The following is an 18,994-nucleotide window of genomic DNA, read 5'->3' as shown; positions in this document are numbered from 1 at the left end:
CGCCTCGACGGGCACGGACGCGGCGCTCAGGCCGTCGCGCGGTAGGTCGCGAGGATCCGGGTGCGCTTGCGCGGCTGGATGTTCGCGCGGGTGATGTCGCCGTCGTAGTGGGCGAGCACCCGGTGGTCCATGATCGAGCGCCACAGCGGCGGGATGGCGGCGAACACGATCATGCTCGCGTAGCCCGCGGGCAGCTGCGGGGCCTCCTCCGAGCTCCGCAGGGTCTGGTACCGACGTCCCGGATTGGCGTGGTGGTCGCTGTGCCGCTGGAGGTGGAACAGGAAGATGTTGGTGACGAGCCGGTCGCTGTTCCAGCTGTCGCGCGGCGAGCAGCGGGCCCAGCTCCCGTTGGGCTTGCGCTCGCGCAGCAGGCCGTAGTGCTCGACGTAGTTGACCGTCTCCAGCAGGGCCGCGCCGATCACGGCCTGCAACAGCAGCCAGGGCAGCACCGCGATGCCGAAGGCGGCGATCAGCGCGCCGAACAGCGCCAGCGTCATCGCCCACGCCTGCAGCACGTTGTTGTGCACGGTCCACCAGGGCAGGCCCTTGCGCGCCAGGCGTTCCTTCTCCAGCGCGAGCGCGGACCGGAAACCGCCCGCGACGCTGCGCGGCAGGAACTCCCACAGCGACTCACCGAGCCGCGCGCTCGCCGGGTCGTCCGGCGTCGCGACGCGCACGTGGTGGCCGCGGTTGTGTTCGACGTAGAAGTGCCCGTAACCGGACTGCGCGAGCGCGATCTTTGCCAGCCAGCGCTCCATGTGCTCCACCCGGTGGCCGAGCTCGTGCGCGGCGTTGATGCCGATGCCGCTGACGAAGCCCAGCGTGGCGGCCAGTCCGAGCTTGTCCAGCACGCTCAGCTCGTCACCCGCCCACATGTAGGCGGCGATGATCAGGCCGATCAGCTGGATCGGCAGGAACAGGAAGGTGCACCACCGGTAGTAGCGATCGTTGGACAGCAGTTCGTAGTCCTCGTCGCGCGGATTGCTGCCGTCCTCGCCGACCAGCCAGTCCAGCAACGGAATCACCATCAGCACGATGATCGGTCCGATCCACCAGAACACCGCGGCGCCAGTGTGCAGCACAAGCTGTGAGGGCAGCAACGCGGAAGCCGGTGCGATCAGGCCGAGAACCCACAGATGGCGTTTGGGATCAGCCGATCCCGCCGGTTTGCCAACCGTTTGCACGTTTGCCCCGCTAATTAAGAATCCTAACTCCGATGTATGAGAATACTTACAGCCTCGAAGTCCGTTACACCGGACTTCGCGGTCCAAACGTGTCGACCGTTACAAGCATGGCGGTCGGATTTTCAGGGAGTTCACATGTGATAGCACTCACGGCATACCTCCCGCAAATCGGGGATTCGCCCCTAAGGTTCCCCTAACCAGGGCGGCGGTGGCCCCTATTTCTCGGGGCCCCATCCCCTAATCGAGCGAATCCGAGGCAGCCGGTCGACCCACTTCGCGGGCGGCCAGGATGGCCTCCACGTAGGGCCCGAGCAGTTCGGCCAGATCGGCGGGCGCGTTGCGGCCCGGCCCGGGCGGCGTCGGGATGTAGCTGAGCGCGATCCGGACCAGTGCGCCCGCCAGCACGACCGACTCCGCCTCCGTCGCGTCCACCCAGCTGTGCTGGAACACCGTGGCCAGCCGCTCGGTGGCGTGTTCGACCAGCGGCGCCGCGTCCAGGGTGATCAGGCGTAGCAGGTCCAGCTTCACCTCGCCGACGATCAGCGATTGGATCAGCGGATCGGCGGCGGCGTCGAGGAAGAAGCCGGACAGCGCTTCGCGGAACGCGGAGCGGACGTCGCCCTCGTTGCCCGCGATGGCGCTGCGGACGTGGTCGACCAGGTCGTCGGCCAGGCGCAGGGCGTACCCCTGCGCGAGGCCGGCGCGCGAACCGAACTCGTTGTACAGCGTCTGCCTGCTCACGCCGGCCCGCGCCGCGACGTCGCCGAGGGTGATCTTGGACCAGTCCCGCTCGGTCAGCAGTTCGCGCATGGCGTCGAGGACAGACGTGCGCAGGAGTTCCCGCGCCGCCTCCTGGTACGGAACCCTCGGTCCATTGCGCGGCATACCCGCGAGGTTGTCACGGGCATCCGCCCCAGTCAAAATCTCACGACCGCTCGATCTCGACCATGAAGAAGTCGGCCTTGGCCGCGCCGCAGTCCGGGCAGGTCCAATTGTCCGGGATGTCGTCCCACCTGGTGCCGGGCGCGATGCCGTCTTCCGGCCAGCCCTTGGCCTCGTCGTATTCGAAGCCGCACTGGATGCACTGGTACAGCTTGTATTCGGTCACGAGGTCACTCCTACCGGTTCGAAATCGATCTTTTCCCGCACGCCGCAGTCCGGACAGCACCAGTCGTCGGGCACGTCGGCCCACCGGGTGCCTGCCGGAAACCCTTCGTGCGGAGCGCCTTTGGTCTCGTCGAAGATGTAATCACAGACGGGGCAACGGTATACGGTCATGATTTCACCTCCGCCCCGTATCGCGCGAGGATCCGATCCCGCTTGCCCGGGTGGATGTTGGCCAGGGTGATGTCGCCGCCGTAGTGCGCGAGCACCCGTTTGTCCATCACCTTGCGCCACAACGGCGGAAAGTAGGCGAGCAGGATCATGCTCGCGTACCCGCTCGGCAGATTGGGCGCGCCGTCCCAGCTGCGCAAGGTCTGGTAGCGGCGGGTCGGGTAGGCGTGGTGATCGCTGTGCCGCTGCAGGTGGTACAGGAAGATGTTGGTGACGATGTGGTCGCTGTTCCAGCTGTGCACCGGGGCGGGCCGCTCGTATCGACCGGTGTCGGTGCGCTGGCGGACCAGCCCGTAGTGCTCGAGGTAGTTGACCGCCTCCAGCAGACTGAAACCGATCACGGCCTGCAACACCAGGTAGGGCAGCACGCCGAGACCGAACACCGCGACCAGCGCCGCGTACAGCACGACCGACATCAGCCAGGCCGAGAGCACCTCGTTCCGCGGCGACCACGGCTTCTTGCCCAGCCGCTCGAGCCGCACCTTCTCCAGCCGCCAGGAAGACTTCAGGCCGCCCCACACGGTCCGCGGCCAGAACGCCCAGAAGGTCTCGCCCACACGGGAACTCGCGGGATCCTCCGGTGTGGCGACGCGGACGTGATGGCCGCGATTGTGCTCGATGTAGAAGTGGCCGTAGAACGACTGGGCCAGCGCGATGCGAGACAGCCACCGCTCCAGGTCGACCTTCTTGTGCCCGAGTTCGTGCGCGGTGTTGATGCCGATGCCGCCGATCGTGCCGACCGTGATGGCGAGGCCGATCTCGTCCACGACGTGCAGGCCACCGTCGATGCCGAGCCAGCTCAGATCGTCGGCGCTGATCAGGTAGCAGGCCATGATCAGCGAGGCGTATTGGAACGGCAGGTAGAGGTAGGTGAGATAGCGGTAGTACTTGTCGTTCTCCAGGTACTCCATCACTTCGTCGGGCGGGTTCTCGCCGTCCGGACCGAAGAAGATGTCGGCCAGCGGGATCACCAGGTAGACCAGGATCGGGCCGAGCCAGAACGGCACCTGCGCGAGGCGATGCCAGCCGAGTTCGTTGAGCGCCCAGATGAGCGGAAGCCCGATCGTGAACAAGCCGGTCGGCGCGAACAGCCCCCAGAGCCAGAGATAGCGCTTGCGATCGCGCCAGGCCGGGGCTTCGACCGGGCGCTGCGGCGCGTCGGCATCCGTCGACATCGATGTCTCCCATCAGTGCGGCGCACACCGGGGTGTGACGCACAATACTTCTGAGGTGGACATTAGAACGACAACTGTCTCATGTCTATACAAAAGAAATGATTTGTAAAGTTGTTATGACGTAACGAAAGGCGTTCGGCCGGAACGAACCACCGGCCGAACGCCTTCCACCACGAGCGCCGCTCAGTACAACAAGACCTCGGCGTCCTCCGGCAGCGCGTCCACCGGCCACCACCGCAGATCCGTCGACTCCGCGCTGCGCACCGGGACCGCACCGGCGGGCGCGGTGATACGGAACAGCAGATCGAGGTGGCGGGTCGGCACACCCAGCGAACAGGTGATCGGATGCGCCTGCGCACCGTAGAGGCCGGGCTCGATCCGCAGGCCCGGGATACCGGACTCCTCGGTCGCCTCCCGCAGCGCGGCGTCGGCGACGGTCTCGTCGCCCTCCTCGCAGTGCCCGCCGAGCTGAATCCAGCGCCCCACCTTCGGATGCAGTGTCAGCAGCACCTCACGGGCGTCGTGCGAGAACACCACGGCGGAGGCCGTGATGTGGCCGGGGGCGTGCTCGCGCAGACACCCGCGCGGCGCGGAACCGAGGAACGCCAGCATGGCCTCGCGCAGCGACCGATCCTGGTCCGCCACGGGCCGCCAGGTCTCCAGCAGCGACGTCGCCGACGCGTGCAGCGACTCGGCGCTCACCGCGCCGCCCCGTCGACTCTCGGCCCGATCGTTCCGACGACTCGCGCACTCACAGCACGACCAGCCCGTCCCCCGGCCCCGCCACCGGTCGTGGCGTCAGCTCCTCCAGCGGATGACCGATGGCGATGGCGCCCAACGGATTCCAGTCCGCGGCGAGACCGAGCACGTCCCTGGTGATCTCGGGGGCGAAGATGGTCGAGCCGATCCAGCAGCTGCCGATCCCCTCGGTGGCCAGCGCGACGAGCAGACCCTGCACGGCCGCGCCCACCGCCACGGTGAACATGGTGCGCTCGGCGGCGCGACGGCGTTCGTCGGGATAGTCGTGCGCGCCGTCCGGCACGCAGAACGGGATGATCACCTCGGGGGCGTCGAACAGGATCCGGCCGCGCGCCACGCGCCGCTCCACCCGCTCGGGGTCGCGTCCGTCGGCCGTCAGGTCGGCCCGCCACTTGTCGGCCATCGCCTCCAGCAACCGGTTCCGCAGGTCTCGATCACGCAGCCAGACGAATCGGACCGGCCGGGTGTGATGCGGCGCGGGCGCGGTCAGCGCGACGGCGACCGCCGACCGGATGCGTTCCGGGTCGACCGGGGTGTCGGCGAACTGGCGCACCGAACGCCGCAGCAACACGGCCTCGCCACGCCCGCGCTCGATGGCCTCGGCGGTGCCCAGCCAGAACAGGTCGTCGGTGCCGCGGCGCAGCAGATCCGTCGCGCCCGAACCGTCGTCGACGAACGGCAGCCCGCGCACCACCGCGACCGGGACGCCGCCCAGCTTGCCCTTCACCAGATCCGCGGCGGCGGCCAGCTCGTCGGCCACGGCCACCTGGGTGACGTGCAGTTCGTTGCCCTGCCCGTCCACCGAGCCCGCGTAGTCGTGCAGCACCCGCAGCCCGGCCGCGCCGATCGCGGCGTCGATCTGCCCGTTGCGCCAAGCCCGTCCCATGGTGTCGGTGACGACGACGGCGACGGTCACGCCGAGCCGTTCGGCCAGCGCGGCCCGCAGCGCCTTGGCGCTGGCGTCCGGATCGCTCGGCAACAGCACCAATTCGCCCTGCTCGACATTGGAGCCGTCCACGCCGGAGGCCGCCTGGACGATGCCGAGCTTGTTCTCGGTGATCAGGGTGCGACCCTTGCGCGCGAGCACCCGCACGGCCTCCTGATCCACCAGCGCCCGGCGCGCGGCGTCGCGCTCCTCGGGATCCAGTGGCGCGGCGACGATTCGGCCCTCGGCCTTGGCGACGATCTTGCTGGTGACCACGAGGATGTCGCCGTCGGCCAGCCAGGGGGCGCGCGCGGCGATGTGCTCGGCGATGTCGTCGCCGGGGCGGAACTCCGGCAGGCCGGTGACGGGCAGGATGCTCAGCTCGCCCGCGGCGTGGTCGATCGAGGTCACGGCTTCACCCCCGCGAGATCCAGCGCCTCGCGCACGATTTCGGCGGTCGTCGGCGGGTCGGTCATGAGCAGCGGGACGCTGCGCACCTCGACGCCGGGCACGTCGGCGGAGTCGGTGCTGTGGATGAGCCAGCCGTCGAGAATGCCGGTGGCCGAGCGGGCGCCGTAATAGCGGCCGATCGCCTCGGCCGTCGTCTCGACGCCGATCACCGACAGGCACTCGTCGGCCATGCCGCGCAACGGTTTTCCGTCGATCACGCCGGAGACGCCGATCACCTTCGCCTCGGTGGTGCGCAGCGCGCCGCGGATGCCGGGCACCGCGAGGATGGCGCCGATGCTCACCACCGGGTTGGACGGCGCCAGCAGCACCGCGTCGGCGGACGTTATGATTTCCGTCACATTTGGGGCCGGTTTTGCTTCATCCGCCCCGATTGTGGCGAATCCATGGGTGTCGATGTTCGCGCGGTATCGAACCCACCACTCTTGGAAATGGATCGCGCGGCGTTCGCCAGGGTTCTCGGGGTCGCTGACAACCACATGCGTTTCACACCGATCGTCGGTTGCCGGGATCAGTTTCACGCCGGGTTGCCACCGGTTGCAGAGCGCTTCGGTGACCGCCGAGAGTGGATACCCGGCGCGCAACATTTCGGTGCGAATCAAGTGCGTCGCGATATCGCGATCGCCCAAGCCGAACCAGTCCGGCTGCGCGTGATATTTCGCCAGCTCCTCCTTGGCGTGCCAGGTCTCGCCGACGCGGCCCCAGCCGCGTTCGGTGTCGATCCCTCCACCGAGGGTGTACATGCAGGTATCGAGGTCGGGGCAGATGCGGAGGCCGTGCATCCAGACGTCGTCGCCGACGTTCACGATCGCGGAAACGTCGGCTTCCGGCAGCAGTTCCCGCACGCCCTGCAGGAAGCGCGCGCCGCCGACTCCACCGACCAGGACGGCGATCTTGGGCCCCTTGGCGGGCGCGATGTCCGCTTGTTGTCCAGTCACATCCGCACAGCCTATGCGGTGCCGAAGCGAGCGGTGTTCGGGCTATATTTGCTGGTCATTTGCTATGCCATACACCAAGATCAGCACGGAAATCGATCGCGGATAGTAACGGAATAGCGACGGCGGCTTGACCATCGACACGTCCGGCGTGTCTAATCACAGTCATGTCATTCCGGGTTCGCGCGAGAGTGCAAGGCGCGGACGACTTTTCGAACAGATGTTCGAGCCGGAGTGACGCGCTCGGGGATGTCCGCGGGACAACGTCGCGGGGTAGGGCCGTCGGTGTGCGTGTTGGTCCGACGGAAAGAATCATTCTGCGCTAACACACAGTGAGGAGGCGGAGCGATGGCCAACGATATGGTCTCGCAACCCGATTCCACAGCAGGCGCAGCACGTGGCGTCTGCGCAGACATCGGCCGGAGCGAGCAAGACGGCGGTGACGCGGTGTCGACACCCCGGCTCAGCCTGGTCGTGACGGGCTTCGACGAGATGTTCGAAAGCATCGAAGAGCAGTGGCAGGAGCGTGCCCTGTGCGCGCAGACCGATCCGGAGGCGTTCTTCCCCGAGAAGGGCGGCTCGACCCGCGAGGCGAAACGGATCTGCATGGGCTGCGAGGTACGCGGCGAGTGCCTGGAGTACGCACTCGCACACGATGAGCGCTTCGGCATCTGGGGCGGTCTCTCCGAGCGGGAGCGCCGGCGCCTCAAGCGCGGTATCGGCTGACACGAAGGTGTCGCACCGACCTCGATGCGCGGGGTCGGTGCGAGTTCACCTAGATTTTGGGTATGTCCCGTTCCCGCCATCGACGCCCGCCCACCGCCCGGTCGGTGATCCGACGCGGCCGCGGGGTGCGCGGGCCGATGCTGCCGCCGACGGTGCCCGCCTGGCGCACCCGAGGCCAGCAGTTCGACCGGCTCGTGCTGGAGGCGTTCGCCCCGCTCGACAGCCGCTGGCACGATCGGCTCACCAAACTCGACATCGCCGTCGACGATGTACCGAAAATCCGTCCGCTGCACCCTGATTCGGTCACCTGGCCGGACGAGGTGGTGGCCGACGGACCGGTCCCGCTGTCCCGGCTGATCCCCGCGGGCGTCGACCGGCACGGGCAGGCGACCCGCGCGCGGGTCGTGCTGTTCCGCAAACCGCTCGAGCTGCGCGCGAGCGATCCGGACGATCTGGTCGAACTGCTGCGCGAGGTGCTCGTGCAGCAGATCGCCACCTATCTCGGCGTCGATCCGGACGTCATCGATCCGGAGGCGGAGGAGGAGTAGGTCCCGAATCGGGCGATTCGCGCCGGACGGACACGGCCGTACGAGTCCGCTCGACGACCACGCATGGCCGGAGACACGCGTGTGAGCCGCCACTCTTCGCGCGTGTCTGTCCACATCCGGAGGCCAGGGGGGTTACTCTCATCGGCGTGATCCCCATGCGTCGTTGCTGCCGACCCGGCTGCAAGAATCCGGCCGTCGCGACGCTCACGTATGTCTACTCGGACTCCACCGCGGTGGTCGGTCCGCTCGCGACGGTCGCCGAACCACACTCGTGGGACCTGTGCGAAACGCACGCTTCCCGGATCACCGCGCCGAAGGGCTGGGAGCTGGTCCGCCACGAGGGCGGCTTCTCCACCACCCCGGACGACGACGATCTCACCGCACTGGCCGAAGCCGTTCGCGAGGCCGGTCTGCGACGGCGTCCCCCGGAGCCCGATCAGCGCGGCTATCGCGACTATGCCCCCGCGCCGCAGCGCACCACCCGCACCGGCAGGCGCGGGCATCTGCGCGTGCTGCCCGATCCGCCGAACTGAACTCGCGCTCTCGTCTCGCGACACCCGCACGCCTATTCGCGCCTCCCGGCCGGGTCGTCACGCCGTCTTCCATTTGCCGGCGAAATCGGTTGCCCGCGGTGGCCTTCCGATCGCTACGGGACGCCTGGGCCACGGCCCCGCGGGGTGAAATCGGGGCGCAGGGTAGGGAGCGGTCCCACGGTGTCGGCGGGGCACACTAGGGTAGTGCCCATGACAGTCGCCCGCTCTGCCGAATTCGTGAACGCGGTGATCAAGGCCTACGACGTTCGCGGTGTGGTCGGTGAACAGATCGACGCGCAATTCGTCAGGGACGTGGGCGCTTCCTTCGCACGGCTGATGCGCGGCGAGGGCGCGAGCCGCGTGGTCATCGGCCACGACATGCGCGAGTCCTCCCCCGAGCTGGCCGCCGCCTTCGCCGACGGCGTGCGGGCCCAGGGTCTCGACGTTGTGCACATCGGTCTCGCCTCCACCGACCAGCTGTACTTCGCCTCCGGCCGCCTCGGCTGCCCCGGCGCCATGTTCACCGCGAGCCACAACCCCGCCCAGTACAACGGCATCAAGCTGTGCCGCGCGAACGCGCTGCCGGTCGGCCAGGACACCGGTCTGGCCGCCATCAAGGACGAGCTCGTCGCGGGCGTGCCGGAATTCGACGGGCCGCACGGCAGCGCCACCGAGATGGATCTGCTCGCCGACTACGCGCGATTCCTGCGCGGGCTGGTGGATCTGGAGAGCATCCGCCCGCTCACCATCGCGGTGGACGCGGGCAACGGCATGGGCGGGCACACGGTGCCCGAGGTGCTCGGCACGCTGCCGCAGGTGACCATCGTGCCGCTCTACTTCGAGCTGGACGGCTCGTTCCCCAACCACGAGGCGAATCCGCTCGACCCGAAGAACCTGGTCGATCTGCAGCGGCTGGTCCGCGACTCCGGCGCCGACATCGGTCTCGCCTTCGACGGCGACGCCGACCGCTGCTTCGTGGTGGACGAGAACGGCGAGCCGGTCTCCCCCTCGGCCATCACAGCGCTGGTCGCCGAGCGCGAACTGGCCAAGGAGCCGGGCGCGACCATCATCCACAACCTGATCACCTCGCGGGCGGTGCCGGAGCTGGTGCACGAGCTGGGCGGCACCCCGGTGCGTACCAGGGTGGGCCACTCGTTCATCAAGCAGCAGATGGCCGCCACCGGCGCGGTGTTCGGCGGCGAGCACTCCGCGCACTACTACTTCCGCGATTTCTGGGGCGCCGACTCCGGCATGCTCGCGGCGCTGCACGTGCTGGCCGCGCTGGGCGAGAAGGACCGCCCGATCTCGGAGCTGATGTCGTCCTACGAGACCTACGCCGCCTCCGGCGAGATCAACTCGACGGTGGCCGACGCCAAGGAGCGGACGCTGGCCGTGGTCGAGGCGTTCGAGGATCGCGCCAAGTCGGTGGACCGGCTCGACGGGGTGACCGTCCAGCTGGCCGACGACGCCTGGTTCAACCTGCGCGCCTCGAATACCGAGCCGTTGCTGCGGCTGAACGTCGAGGCCCGATCGCCGGAGGAAGTAGACGCACTCGTGACCGAGATTTTGGGCATCGTCCGGTCCTGACTGGGATAGTGGAGTTACGACGGAGTGGAATCACACGCTCAGGATTCGACCGTGGAAGCAGAAGGCTCTGCCCAACGCGAGATCTCGAGCAACGATCGCTCCCGACTGGAATAGTGGAATCACTGACATTGGATTCGCCCGACCTGGGCTCGGTGTGGACGATCCGGACGCAGCGCGATGAGGGGAGGTGGGACGCCCGATGATCGCTGGAACACCGGTGCTCGACCTCGACGATGCCGCTTCGCTCGAGGCGGCAGACAGTGGCGGCGCCCTGCGCTCGGCCGCTTCTGGGGGCGCCCAAGTGCGCGCAACGGCGGCGGCCATCGGCGAGCAGGCGCTCGCCCGCCTCGCCGACCTTCGCCCGCGCAGCGTGGTCCTGGTCTCCGGCTCCGGCCGCGCCGCGCGCGCCGCCGGTCTGCTCGTCGCCGCGCTCGGCGACCGGGCGGGTCTACCGGTGGTGTCGGTCGCCGCGCTGCCGCCCTGGGTGGGTCCGCTGGACGTGGTGCTCGTCGCGGGTGACGACGCGGGCGATCCGCGCCTGATCGACGCGGTGGACCGCGCGCTGCGCCGTGGCGCCGAGGTGGTCGTCGCCGCGCCGCACGAAGGTCCCCTGCGCGCCGCCGCCGCCGGCCGGGCCGCGCTGCTCGAACCACGGGTCCCGGTGCTCGACCACAACCGGTTGCTGCGCTTCCTCGCGGCCGGGATCGCGGTGCTGCGCATCGTCGATCCGACCCGCACCGGCGCGGCCGTGCCCGACCTGACCGAGCTGGCCGACGTGCTCGACGCCGAGGCGCTGCGCGACGGACCGCACAACGAGGTCTTCCACAACCCCGCCAAGACGCTTGCCGCGCGCATGCAGCAGCGCGGCATCGTACTGGCGGGCGACTCCCCCGCCGCCGCGGAACTCGCCGAGCACGGCGCCGAGGTGCTCCTGCAGGCCGCGGGCAAGGTCGCGACGGCGGCCGATCTCGCCGAGGCGGTCGCCGCGAATCCGCGCATGGTGGAGGCCGCGGGCGAATCCGCGCCCGACTTCGATCCGCTGTTCCACGACGAGGAACTCGACGGCCCCGCGCCGGTGGAGCGGATCCGGGTGTTCGTGCTCAGCGCCGATCCCGATCAGGCCGCCGCGCGGCGCCGGGTCGCGGTATTCGGCGGCGCCGGATCCGGGCTGGTCGACGCCGATCTGGTGAGCGCCGACGTCGACCTGCTGCAGAACAGCCTGACCGATCCGGCCGCGCCGACGCCGGCGCGCGGCGAGGAGTCCGGCGGGTCCGGGCGCAGCACGGAACTGGAGCAACTCGCGGTGCTCGCGCTGCGCTTGGAGATGGCAGCGGCCTACCTGCGGCTGATCGGCTCGCGCGGCGCGGCCGCGGAGACCCCCCGCGGCTTCGGCGGCGAACAGTACGACGGGGGACGCTACTAGTGCACGAACTCGTTGGTGCACTGCGTTCCTACGCATGGGGTTCGCGCACCGCGCTCGCTCAGCTGTGCGGCCGTCCCGTCCCCTCCGCACACCCAGAAGCCGAACTCTGGTTCGGCGCGCATCCCGCCGATCCCGCGCACGTCAAGACGCCGGTCGGCACCACATCGCTGCTGGAGCTCGTCGCCGCGAACCCGCATCGCGAACTGGGCGCGGCCGCACCGGAATTCGGTGGCAAGCTGCCGTTCCTGCTGAAGATCCTGGCGGCCGAGGAGCCGCTGTCGCTACAGGCGCATCCGTCGGCGTCGCAGGCGCGCGCCGGTTTCGAGCGGGAGAACCGCGCGCGGGTGCCGCTGGACTCGCCCATGCGCAACTACCGCGACGAGAACCACAAGCCGGAACTGGTGGTGGCGCTGGACCGCTTCGAGGCGCTGGCCGGGTTCCGCGAACCGCACCGCACCGTCGAGCTGTTCCGCGCGCTGGATGTGCCCGAGCTGGCCTCGTACACGGAGATGCTTGCCTCCCAGCCCGATTCGGCGGGCTTGCGAACGCTGTTCACGACCTGGATCACGCTGCCGCAGCCGGTGCTCGCCACGCTGCTGCCCGCGGTGCTGGACGGCTGCGTGCGGTATCTGTCCGGGAAGGGCAAGCGGGCCTTCACCCTCGAGGCGCGCACCGCGCTCGAACTCGCCGAGGCCTATCCCGGCGACGCGGGCGTGCTGGCCGCGCTGCTGCTGAACCGGGTGACGCTGGAGCCGGGCCAGGGACTGTTCCTCGACGCCGGGAACCTGCACGCCTACCTGCGCGGGCTCGGCGTGGAGATCATGGCCAACTCCGACAACGTGCTGCGCGGCGGGTTGACGCCCAAGCACGTCGACGTGCCGGAACTGTTGCGGGTCCTGGATTTCGAGCCGATCGATCTGCCCGTCGTGCTGCCGGAACCGGCGGGCGACGGCTCGGTGCGGTATCGCACGCCCGCGCCGGAATTCGCGCTGCGCCGCTTCGATCTCACCGCGGGTTCCGGACAGGTGCCGCTCACCTCGGCGGGGCCGGGCATCGTGCTGTGCACGGGGGGCACCGTGCGGCTGCTCCAGGACGGCGCGGAGCTGCTCGTCGGGCGCGGCGGCGCGGCCTGGATCTCGGCCGCGGACAGCGATATTCGCGCCCAAGCGGTGGACGGACCCGCCCAGGTGTTCTGCGCCTGCCTCGGCGCGGGCAGCTGACCGGCCGGCCAGCGCACTCGGCCGAGGATCGGCGAACACGCTAAGTTAGCCGTGATCGGCGAAACGAGAGAGGACCTTCAGGACATGTCTGCTGGCGGTGGCAAGAAGGCGATTCTGGCCGCGTTGACGGCGAACGCGGGGATCGCGGTGGCGAAGTTCATCGGCGCGGCGATCACCGGTTCGGCCTCGATGCTGGCCGAGGCGGTGCACTCGGTGGCCGACACTTCCAACCAGGGCTTGCTGCTGTTCGGCCAGCGTCGCGCCGAACAGGAGGCCGACGAGCTGCACCCGTTCGGTTACGGACGCAACCGCTACTTCTACTCGTTCATCGTGGCTCTCGTGCTGTTCACGCTCGGCTCGATCTACGCCATCTACGAGGGCATCCACAAGATCCAGCATCCCGAGGAACTGACCTCGCCGATCGTCGCGATCGTCATCCTGTTGATCGCCATCGGCTTGGAGACCTTCAGTTTCATCACCGCCATTCGCGAATCCCGCCCGCTCAAGGGCGGCGCCACCTGGTGGCGGTTCATCCGCAACTCGCGCAGCCCGGAGCTGCCCGTGGTGCTGTTGGAGGACATGGGCGCGCTGGTCGGTCTGATTCTCGCCTTCCTCGGCGTCGGCCTGACCATGGTCACCGACAACGCGATCTGGGACGGCATCGGCACCCTCTGCATCGGCGCGCTGCTCGGCGTCATCGCGATCATCCTGATCATCGAGATGCAGAGCCTGCTGATCGGCGAGGGCGCGACCCCCGAGGAGGACAGGGCGATCCGGGAGAGCCTGATCGACGGCGAGCGCATCGACCGCGTCATCCACCTCAAGACCCAGTACCTGGGCCCGGAGGAGATCCTGGTGGCGGCCAAGGTGGCGATCACGCCGGGCCTCGACATCGCGACCATCGCGGCGGCCATCGACGCCGCCGAGGCACGGGTGCGCCGCGCCGTGCCCGCCGCGCGCATCATCTACGTCGAGCCCGACCTGTACCGCACGGCGCCCGTCTAGCCATCACTTCCGCGTGAGCACCGTTGTCCGAGGACAGCGGTGCTCACGCGTTTCCGGCGCGTGTGTCGGCGGGCGTTCGCGCCGCAAAGTCCGGGTAGCGTCGAGCGCATGTCGGCCAGTGGCAGCAGGGCAGCCATCTTCGCCGCGCTCGGCGCGGACATCGGGATCGCCATCGCCAAATTCGTCGGTTGGGCGATCACCGGCTCCTCTTCGATGCTTGCCGAGGCGATGCACTCGATCGCCGACACGGCCAACCAATTCCTGCTGCTCATCGGTCAGCGCCGCGCCGCCAAGCGCCCGGATACGTTGCACCCCTTCGGCTACGGGCGCAACCGCTACTTCTACGCGTTCGTCGTCGCGCTCGTGCTGTTCTCGCTCGGTTCGCTCGCCGCCATCGACGAGGGCATCCACAAGATCCGCGATCCGGAAGAACTCAGCTCGCCGTTCGTCGCCATCGTCATCCTGCTGGTGGCGATGGGCCTCGAAACCTTCAGCCTCACCACGGCCAAGCGCGAATCCCGTCCGCTCAAGGGCACATCCAGCTGGTGGAGGTTCATCCGCAACTCACGCAACCCGGAGCTGCCCGTGGTGCTGCTCGAGGACAGCGGCGCGCTGATCGGCTTGCTCTTCGCGTTCGTGGGTGTCGGACTGACCATGCTCACCGGCGACCCCATCTGGGACGGCATCGGCACCCTTGCCATCGGCGCGCTGCTCGGCGCGATCGCGATCGTGCTGATCGTGGAGATGAAGAGTCTGCTGATCGGCGAGGGCGCGACCGCCGAGGAGTACGCGGTCATCCGGGCCAACCTGGTCGACGGCGCGCGCATCGACCGGGTCATCCACCTGGAGACCGAATACCTCGGACCCGAGGACCTGTTGGTCGCCGCGAAGATCGCCATCGTCCCCGGGCTCGGCATCGCCGCGATCGCCGAGGCCATCGACGCCGCCGAGGCGCGGGTGCGTGCGGCCGTGCCGACGGTGAATCGCATTTATCTGGAACCGGATCTGTATCGACCAGCGGGGGCGGACGCGTCGACGGATGGCCGCGCCCCCGAAGGGGAATCCGTCTGATCGGACGCTCGCTCAAGGCCGGATCACGCCGGCGGTCGACACGCAGCGATTGTGGAGACGCGTCACCGAACCGGTCCTGCGGTCCCGACAAGCGAGCGCGCGACGATATCAGCGGTGCTGCGGCTGACGCTCGCGCAGCAGTTCGAGCGGGTCGGTGCGGATGTCGAATTCGTGCCGCAGCACGTGGCGGGCGGCGTGCATGCCGTTCATGCCGTGCACGCCGGGACCGGGCGGCGTCGCCGCGGAGCACAGGTAGACCCCGGGCAGCGGTGTGGCGTACGGGTTCCAGCGCGGCGCCGGGCGGAAGGCGGTCTGGCGCAACGTCATCGCGCCCGCGGAAATGTCGCCGCCCACGTAGTTGGCGTTGTGCGCGGGTTGCTCGGCGGCGGTGATCACGTTCGTGGCGAGGATCAGGTCGCGGAAGCCGGGCGCGAAACGCTCCACCTGGGCGATGACCGCGTCGCTGATATCGCGATCCGAACCGTTCGGCACGTGGGCGTAGGTGTAGAAGGTGTGCGCGTCGCCGGGCGCGCGGCCGGGATCGACGACGCCCGGCTGGATGGCGAGCACATACGGGCGCTCGGCGTGACGGCCCGCGGCGACCGCGCCCTCGGCGGCCATCGCCTCGGCGCGGCTGCCGATCAGGTGCAGGGTGCCCGCCCGCGCGCAGCCCTCGGCCTGCCACGGCACCGGGCCGGAGAGCGCGAAATCGATCTTGCACGCCGCGCCGCCGTAGCGGAACCGCCGCAGCCGCTTGGCGTATCGGGTGGGCAGCCGGTCGGCGGCCAGGCGGAGCAGGCCTTCGGGCGCTAGATCGAGCAGCACGGCTCGCGCACCGGCGAACTCGTCGAGCGAGTCCACCCGGTGGCCGGTGTGTACCCGGCCGCCGAGATCCTCGAGTTCGGCGATGAGCGCGTCTGGGATGGCCTGACTGCCGCCGCGCGGGATGACCCAGCCGCCCGCGTGGCCCAGCGTGGCGAGCAGCAGGCCCGCGCCGACCGCCGGGAAGGCGCGCGGCGAGGTGATCGCGTGGGTCGCGACGCCGGTCAGCAGTGCGGGCGCGATGTCCTCCTGGAAGCGCGCGTTCCACAGCGGCGAGCCCTGTTCGACGAGTCGCAGGCCGAAACGCACCGCGGTCGGCAGATCGTCGGGTAGCGCGCGCATATCGGACATGGCCACGTCGACCACGCCCTGCCACTTGCGAACGAGCGGCGCGAACAGCCGCCGCCACGCGTCACCGTCGCGGCCGAGATCCGCGACGGTCCGCTCCAGATCCAGCCAGGCCAATCCGGCCCGGCCGCCGTCCATCGGGTGCGCGTAGGACACCTCGGGAGTGAGCAGTTCGACGCCGCGCGCGCCCAGATCGAACGCGCGAAAGAAGGGTGACGCCAAGGCCATCGGGTGCGCGCCCGCGCACACGTCGTGGTGGAAGCCTGGCAGCGTCAGCTCCGCGGTACGCGAACCGCCACCCGGCTTGGTCTCGGCCTCGAACACCTCGACCGACAGTCCCGCCGAGGCGAGCACCACCGCCGCGGCGAGGCCGTTGGGTCCCGAGCCGACCACCACAACATCAGCCATGAAACCAACGCTACCTGCGCCCGACGCGTCAGCGGCGCGCCTCGGGCGCACCGACTCCGGCCAGCCATTCGTCGACCAGTATCCGCAGCCGGGCCTCCCACAGCTCGGGCATCAGCCGGCCGCCGCGCGCGAGGGTGGCCATGCCGTGGATCGAACTCCACGCCACCTCCGTGCGCGCACCGAGATCGGGTTCCTCGACGAACGGGCGGAACATCCGCTCCAGCTCGCCCCAGCCGTCGCGTAGCGCCTGCGGGGCGTCCGGCCCGAAGGTCAGGTCGGTTTTCATCAGGAACATCGCGTCGTACAGCGCGGGATTGGCATCCGCGAAATCGAGGTAGGCCCTCGCCACCGACTCCAGTGCCGCGGTCGGGGTCTCGGCGGTGGCGTGCGCCGCGCGCAGCGCCGCGGCGAGCTCGGCGAAGCCCTGCTCGGCGACGGCCGTGACGATGGCGGATTTGCCCGCGAAGTGGCTGTAGAGCACCGGCTGGCTGTATTCGATGCGGTCGGCGAGCCTGCGCACCGTCACCGATTCCCAGCCCTGGGACTCGGCCAGTTCGCGGGCGGTCTCGATGATTCGCCGATGGCGTTCGGCCAATTCGCGTTCCTTACGAGTCCGGGTGTTCATGGCCGAAATTCTAGCACCGCTAGACAATCTACCGAGGCTCGTTCATCGTTGCCCGGGTTCGGTAGCGGTCGATCGCCAAGGGCGCGAACGCGACAGTTCCCGCGGTGTGATCCGCGGCACAAGCCTCCGCCCGGCGATGAGTTCAGCGACGCGGTGGCGTTTGCCGGGCACAAGCCGCTGGTCGAGTTCTTGAAGACCGAGCACGGCATCGGTCACGGCCACGCCACCGCGCTCGTCCAGTACCACCTGAATCCGGAGAAGTGGGCGGTCGCCTGAACATCGGGAACGGCCGAGCACGAAAACGAACGAAGGGCCCGCGGGGTTTGCGGGCCCTTCGTCGATCGCCAGGGCGGCACCGTGCGGAGGGGGTGGATGGAGCGATGCCGCCCTCGGCCCCGGCGTTGGCCGGGACGTCGGGGTGTCAGGCCTTGACGAGGCTCATCTCGGCGGATTCGGCCGGTTCGGCGGACTCCGGCGCGCCGTGCTCGTCGACCATGGTGCGTTCGTCGAAGGGCAGCTTGCGATCGAGCACCAGCCGGACCTGGTCGACGTCGATGGTCTTGGTCCAAGTGCCGATCAGCACGGTCGCGACCGCGTTGCCGGAGAAGTTCGTCAGCGCGCGGGCCTCCGACATGAAGCGGTCGATGCCGACGATCAGGCCGACGCCGTCGAGCAATTCGGGCCGGTGGCTCTGCAACCCGCCCGCGAGGGTGGCGAGGCCCGCGCCGGTGACGCCGGCGGCGCCCTTCGACGCGACGATCATGAACAGCAGCAGGCCGAGCTGTTCGGGCAGGCTGAGCGGCTTGCCCATCGCGTCGGCGATGAAGATCGAGGCCATGGTCAGGTAGATCGCGGTGCCGTCCAGGTTGAACGAGTATCCGGTGGGCACGACGACACCGACGGTGGTGCGCTCGACGCCGAGGTGCTCCATCTTCGCGATCAGCCGCGGCAGCGCCGATTCCGAGGACGAGGTGCCGACGATGAGCAGGTACTCGCGGGCCAGGTACCGGACCAGCTTCAGGATCGACACACCCGACACCACCCGCACCAGCACGCCGAGCACACCGAACACGAACACCAGGCAGGTCAGGTAGAACGCGATCATCAGGGTGGCCAGCTGCACCACGGCGTCCAGACCGGTCTTGCCGACCACGTTCGCGATCGCGCCGAATGCGCCGATCGGGGCCAGCCACAGGATCATCGACAGGATGCGGAACACCAGCTTCTGCGCCAGCGTCACCGCGCGCAGGATCGGCTCGCCCGCGCTGCCCATGGCCTGCACGGCGAAGCCGACGAGCAGCGCGACGAACAGCGCCTGCAGCACGCTGCCCGCGGTCAGCGAGGAGACCAGCGTGGTCGGGATGATGCCGTTGACGAAGTCCCAGGTGCCGCCCGCGCTGTGCGCCTGATCGGCGTACTTGGCGCCCGCGCCCGCGGTCTTGGCGATGTTCATTCCATTGCCCGGCTCCAGCAGGTTGCCGACCACGAGGCCGATGCCGAGCGCGATCGTCGACATGACGAGGAAGTAACCGAGCGCGAGCCCGCCGACCCTGCCGACGGTGGCCGCGGTGCGCACCGAACCGATGCCGAGCACGATGGTGCAGAAGATGACCGGGGCGATCATCATCTTGATCAGGTCGACGAACATGGTGCCGAGCGGCGCGAGCGAGACGCCCAGGTCGGGCGCGAGCCAGCCGACGATGATGCCCGCGCCGACCGCGGCGATGACCGCCAGATACAGCCAGTGGGTGCGGTCGCGCCGAGCCGCGCGAGGTGTGTCGCTCATGGCGAATCATGTCCTCCGAGTGGTACCGGAATGCGAGCCTTCCCGGCCGCGTGTGCAAAATGATGACGACCCGCGTGACGCGGGTCACTGTTTGGTGCATATCGTTCAGTG

At 69.1% G+C, this 18,994-nt stretch carries 20 protein-coding genes; 9 read left to right on the top strand and 11 right to left on the bottom strand.

What is annotated here, in order from left to right; genetic code table 11:
* Nucleotides 1-26 precede the first annotated feature (26 nt).
* The 8 genes from FB390_RS12425 to cofD form a co-directional block, all read right to left on the bottom strand.
* The gene (locus tag FB390_RS12425; protein ID WP_246123986.1) at nucleotides 27-1,082 is read right to left on the bottom strand and encodes an alkane 1-monooxygenase; all 1,056 of its coding nucleotides are present in this window, start codon (nucleotides 1,080-1,082) and stop codon (nucleotides 27-29) included.
* Nucleotides 1,083-1,421: 339 nt separating this feature from the next.
* A complete protein-coding gene (locus FB390_RS12420; RefSeq protein WP_141809089.1) occupies nucleotides 1,422-2,069 on the bottom strand; it encodes a TetR/AcrR family transcriptional regulator in 648 nt (215 codons plus the stop codon).
* Between the two features lie 40 nt (nucleotides 2,070-2,109).
* Nucleotides 2,110-2,292 (bottom strand): rubredoxin, encoded by a 183-nt coding sequence (locus FB390_RS12415; protein WP_068061951.1) that lies wholly within the window; start codon nucleotides 2,290-2,292, stop codon nucleotides 2,110-2,112.
* The gene (locus tag FB390_RS12410) at nucleotides 2,289-2,462 is read right to left on the bottom strand and encodes a rubredoxin (protein ID WP_141809088.1); all 174 of its coding nucleotides are present in this window, start codon (nucleotides 2,460-2,462) and stop codon (nucleotides 2,289-2,291) included. Before FB390_RS12410 ends, FB390_RS12415 begins: the two co-directional genes overlap by 4 nt.
* The gene (locus tag FB390_RS12405) at nucleotides 2,459-3,694 is read right to left on the bottom strand and encodes an alkane 1-monooxygenase (protein WP_141809087.1); all 1,236 of its coding nucleotides are present in this window, start codon (nucleotides 3,692-3,694) and stop codon (nucleotides 2,459-2,461) included. Before FB390_RS12405 ends, FB390_RS12410 begins: the two co-directional genes overlap by 4 nt.
* A gap of 183 nt (nucleotides 3,695-3,877) precedes the next feature.
* Nucleotides 3,878-4,396 (bottom strand): NUDIX hydrolase, encoded by a 519-nt coding sequence (locus tag FB390_RS12400; RefSeq protein ID WP_141809086.1) that lies wholly within the window; start codon nucleotides 4,394-4,396, stop codon nucleotides 3,878-3,880.
* A 49-nt stretch (nucleotides 4,397-4,445) separates the two neighbouring features.
* Nucleotides 4,446-5,789, bottom strand: coding sequence for a coenzyme F420-0:L-glutamate ligase (locus FB390_RS12395; protein WP_141809085.1), 1,344 nt, complete (start codon nucleotides 5,787-5,789; stop codon nucleotides 4,446-4,448).
* Nucleotides 5,786-6,784: a 2-phospho-L-lactate transferase gene (cofD, locus tag FB390_RS12390; RefSeq protein ID WP_246123985.1), complete on the bottom strand. Its 999-nt coding sequence runs from the start codon at nucleotides 6,782-6,784 to the stop codon at nucleotides 5,786-5,788. The genes FB390_RS12395 and cofD overlap by 4 nt, the downstream gene beginning before the upstream one ends.
* A 489-nt stretch (nucleotides 6,785-7,273) precedes the next feature.
* Between cofD and FB390_RS33495 the strand changes: the two genes are divergently transcribed.
* From FB390_RS33495 to FB390_RS12350, 8 genes are all read left to right on the top strand, one after another.
* Nucleotides 7,274-7,507, top strand: coding sequence for a WhiB family transcriptional regulator (locus FB390_RS33495; RefSeq protein ID WP_185757232.1), 234 nt, complete (start codon nucleotides 7,274-7,276; stop codon nucleotides 7,505-7,507).
* 62 nt (nucleotides 7,508-7,569) lie between these two features.
* A complete protein-coding gene (locus tag FB390_RS12380) occupies nucleotides 7,570-8,055 on the top strand; it encodes a metallopeptidase family protein (protein ID WP_221639250.1) in 486 nt (161 codons plus the stop codon).
* Between the two features lie 155 nt (nucleotides 8,056-8,210).
* Entirely contained in the window at nucleotides 8,211-8,588 is a 378-nt protein-coding gene (locus FB390_RS12375) for a DUF3499 domain-containing protein (RefSeq protein WP_141811716.1), read from the top strand.
* A gap of 210 nt (nucleotides 8,589-8,798) precedes the next feature.
* Nucleotides 8,799-10,175: a phosphomannomutase/phosphoglucomutase gene (locus FB390_RS12370; RefSeq protein WP_141809083.1), complete on the top strand. Its 1,377-nt coding sequence runs from the start codon at nucleotides 8,799-8,801 to the stop codon at nucleotides 10,173-10,175.
* Nucleotides 10,176-10,374: 199 nt separating this feature from the next.
* A complete protein-coding gene (locus FB390_RS12365) occupies nucleotides 10,375-11,598 on the top strand; it encodes a tobH protein (RefSeq protein WP_141809082.1) in 1,224 nt (407 codons plus the stop codon).
* Entirely contained in the window at nucleotides 11,598-12,818 is a 1,221-nt protein-coding gene (manA, locus tag FB390_RS12360; protein ID WP_141809081.1) for a mannose-6-phosphate isomerase, class I, read from the top strand. Before FB390_RS12365 ends, manA begins: the two co-directional genes overlap by 1 nt.
* Nucleotides 12,819-12,902: 84 nt before the next feature.
* Complete coding sequence (locus tag FB390_RS12355) at nucleotides 12,903-13,823, top strand: cation diffusion facilitator family transporter (RefSeq protein WP_141809080.1); 921 nt, start codon at nucleotides 12,903-12,905, stop codon at nucleotides 13,821-13,823.
* A 108-nt stretch (nucleotides 13,824-13,931) separates the two neighbouring features.
* Nucleotides 13,932-14,894, top strand: coding sequence for a cation diffusion facilitator family transporter (locus tag FB390_RS12350; RefSeq protein ID WP_141809079.1), 963 nt, complete (start codon nucleotides 13,932-13,934; stop codon nucleotides 14,892-14,894).
* A gap of 108 nt (nucleotides 14,895-15,002) precedes the next feature.
* Here the strand turns inward: FB390_RS12350 and FB390_RS12345 are convergent, their stop codons facing one another.
* Complete coding sequence (locus FB390_RS12345) at nucleotides 15,003-16,472, bottom strand: phytoene desaturase family protein (protein WP_141809078.1); 1,470 nt, start codon at nucleotides 16,470-16,472, stop codon at nucleotides 15,003-15,005.
* Between the two features lie 28 nt (nucleotides 16,473-16,500).
* Entirely contained in the window at nucleotides 16,501-17,097 is a 597-nt protein-coding gene (locus FB390_RS12340) for a TetR/AcrR family transcriptional regulator (protein WP_141809077.1), read from the bottom strand.
* Nucleotides 17,098-17,250: 153 nt separating this feature from the next.
* Between FB390_RS12340 and FB390_RS12335 the strand changes: the two genes are divergently transcribed.
* On the top strand, nucleotides 17,251-17,373 hold the full coding sequence (locus tag FB390_RS12335) for a DUF4287 domain-containing protein (RefSeq protein WP_141809076.1): 123 nt from the start codon (nucleotides 17,251-17,253) through the stop codon (nucleotides 17,371-17,373).
* 145 nt (nucleotides 17,374-17,518) lie between these two features.
* On the opposite strand, the gene FB390_RS12330 is transcribed toward FB390_RS12335, so the two are convergent.
* Entirely contained in the window at nucleotides 17,519-18,883 is a 1,365-nt protein-coding gene (locus FB390_RS12330) for a cation:dicarboxylate symporter family transporter (RefSeq protein ID WP_141809075.1), read from the bottom strand.
* Nucleotides 18,884-18,994: the final 111 nt, after the last annotated feature.

The sequence above is a fragment of the Nocardia bhagyanarayanae genome, from assembly GCF_006716565.1.
In the GTDB taxonomy this organism is placed as follows: domain Bacteria; phylum Actinomycetota; class Actinomycetes; order Mycobacteriales; family Mycobacteriaceae; genus Nocardia; species Nocardia bhagyanarayanae.
This window is presented reverse-complemented; position numbering and strand designations above follow the sequence as displayed.

Excerpts from the sequence above, each read along its gene's own strand:
- FB390_RS12420 (WP_141809089.1), bottom strand. The coding sequence starts at position 2,069 with ATGCCGCGCAATGGACCGAGGGTTCCGTACCAGGAGGCGGCGCGGGAA.
- FB390_RS12330 (WP_141809075.1), bottom strand. The coding sequence starts at position 18,883 with ATGAGCGACACACCTCGCGCGGCTCGGCGCGACCGCACCCACTGGCTG.
- FB390_RS12355 (WP_141809080.1), top strand. The coding sequence starts at position 12,903 with ATGTCTGCTGGCGGTGGCAAGAAGGCGATTCTGGCCGCGTTGACGGCG.
- FB390_RS12380 (WP_221639250.1), top strand. The coding sequence starts at position 7,570 with ATGTCCCGTTCCCGCCATCGACGCCCGCCCACCGCCCGGTCGGTGATC.
- FB390_RS12350 (WP_141809079.1), top strand. The coding sequence starts at position 13,932 with ATGTCGGCCAGTGGCAGCAGGGCAGCCATCTTCGCCGCGCTCGGCGCG.
- FB390_RS12340 (WP_141809077.1), bottom strand. The coding sequence starts at position 17,097 with ATGAACACCCGGACTCGTAAGGAACGCGAATTGGCCGAACGCCATCGG.
- FB390_RS12375 (WP_141811716.1), top strand. The coding sequence starts at position 8,211 with ATGCGTCGTTGCTGCCGACCCGGCTGCAAGAATCCGGCCGTCGCGACG.
- FB390_RS12345 (WP_141809078.1), bottom strand. The coding sequence starts at position 16,472 with ATGGCTGATGTTGTGGTGGTCGGCTCGGGACCCAACGGCCTCGCCGCG.
- FB390_RS12410 (WP_141809088.1), bottom strand. The coding sequence starts at position 2,462 with ATGACCGTATACCGTTGCCCCGTCTGTGATTACATCTTCGACGAGACC.
- FB390_RS12365 (WP_141809082.1), top strand. The coding sequence starts at position 10,375 with ATGATCGCTGGAACACCGGTGCTCGACCTCGACGATGCCGCTTCGCTC.
- FB390_RS12405 (WP_141809087.1), bottom strand. The coding sequence starts at position 3,694 with ATGTCGACGGATGCCGACGCGCCGCAGCGCCCGGTCGAAGCCCCGGCC.
- FB390_RS33495 (WP_185757232.1), top strand. The coding sequence starts at position 7,274 with ATGTTCGAAAGCATCGAAGAGCAGTGGCAGGAGCGTGCCCTGTGCGCG.
- FB390_RS12370 (WP_141809083.1), top strand. The coding sequence starts at position 8,799 with ATGACAGTCGCCCGCTCTGCCGAATTCGTGAACGCGGTGATCAAGGCC.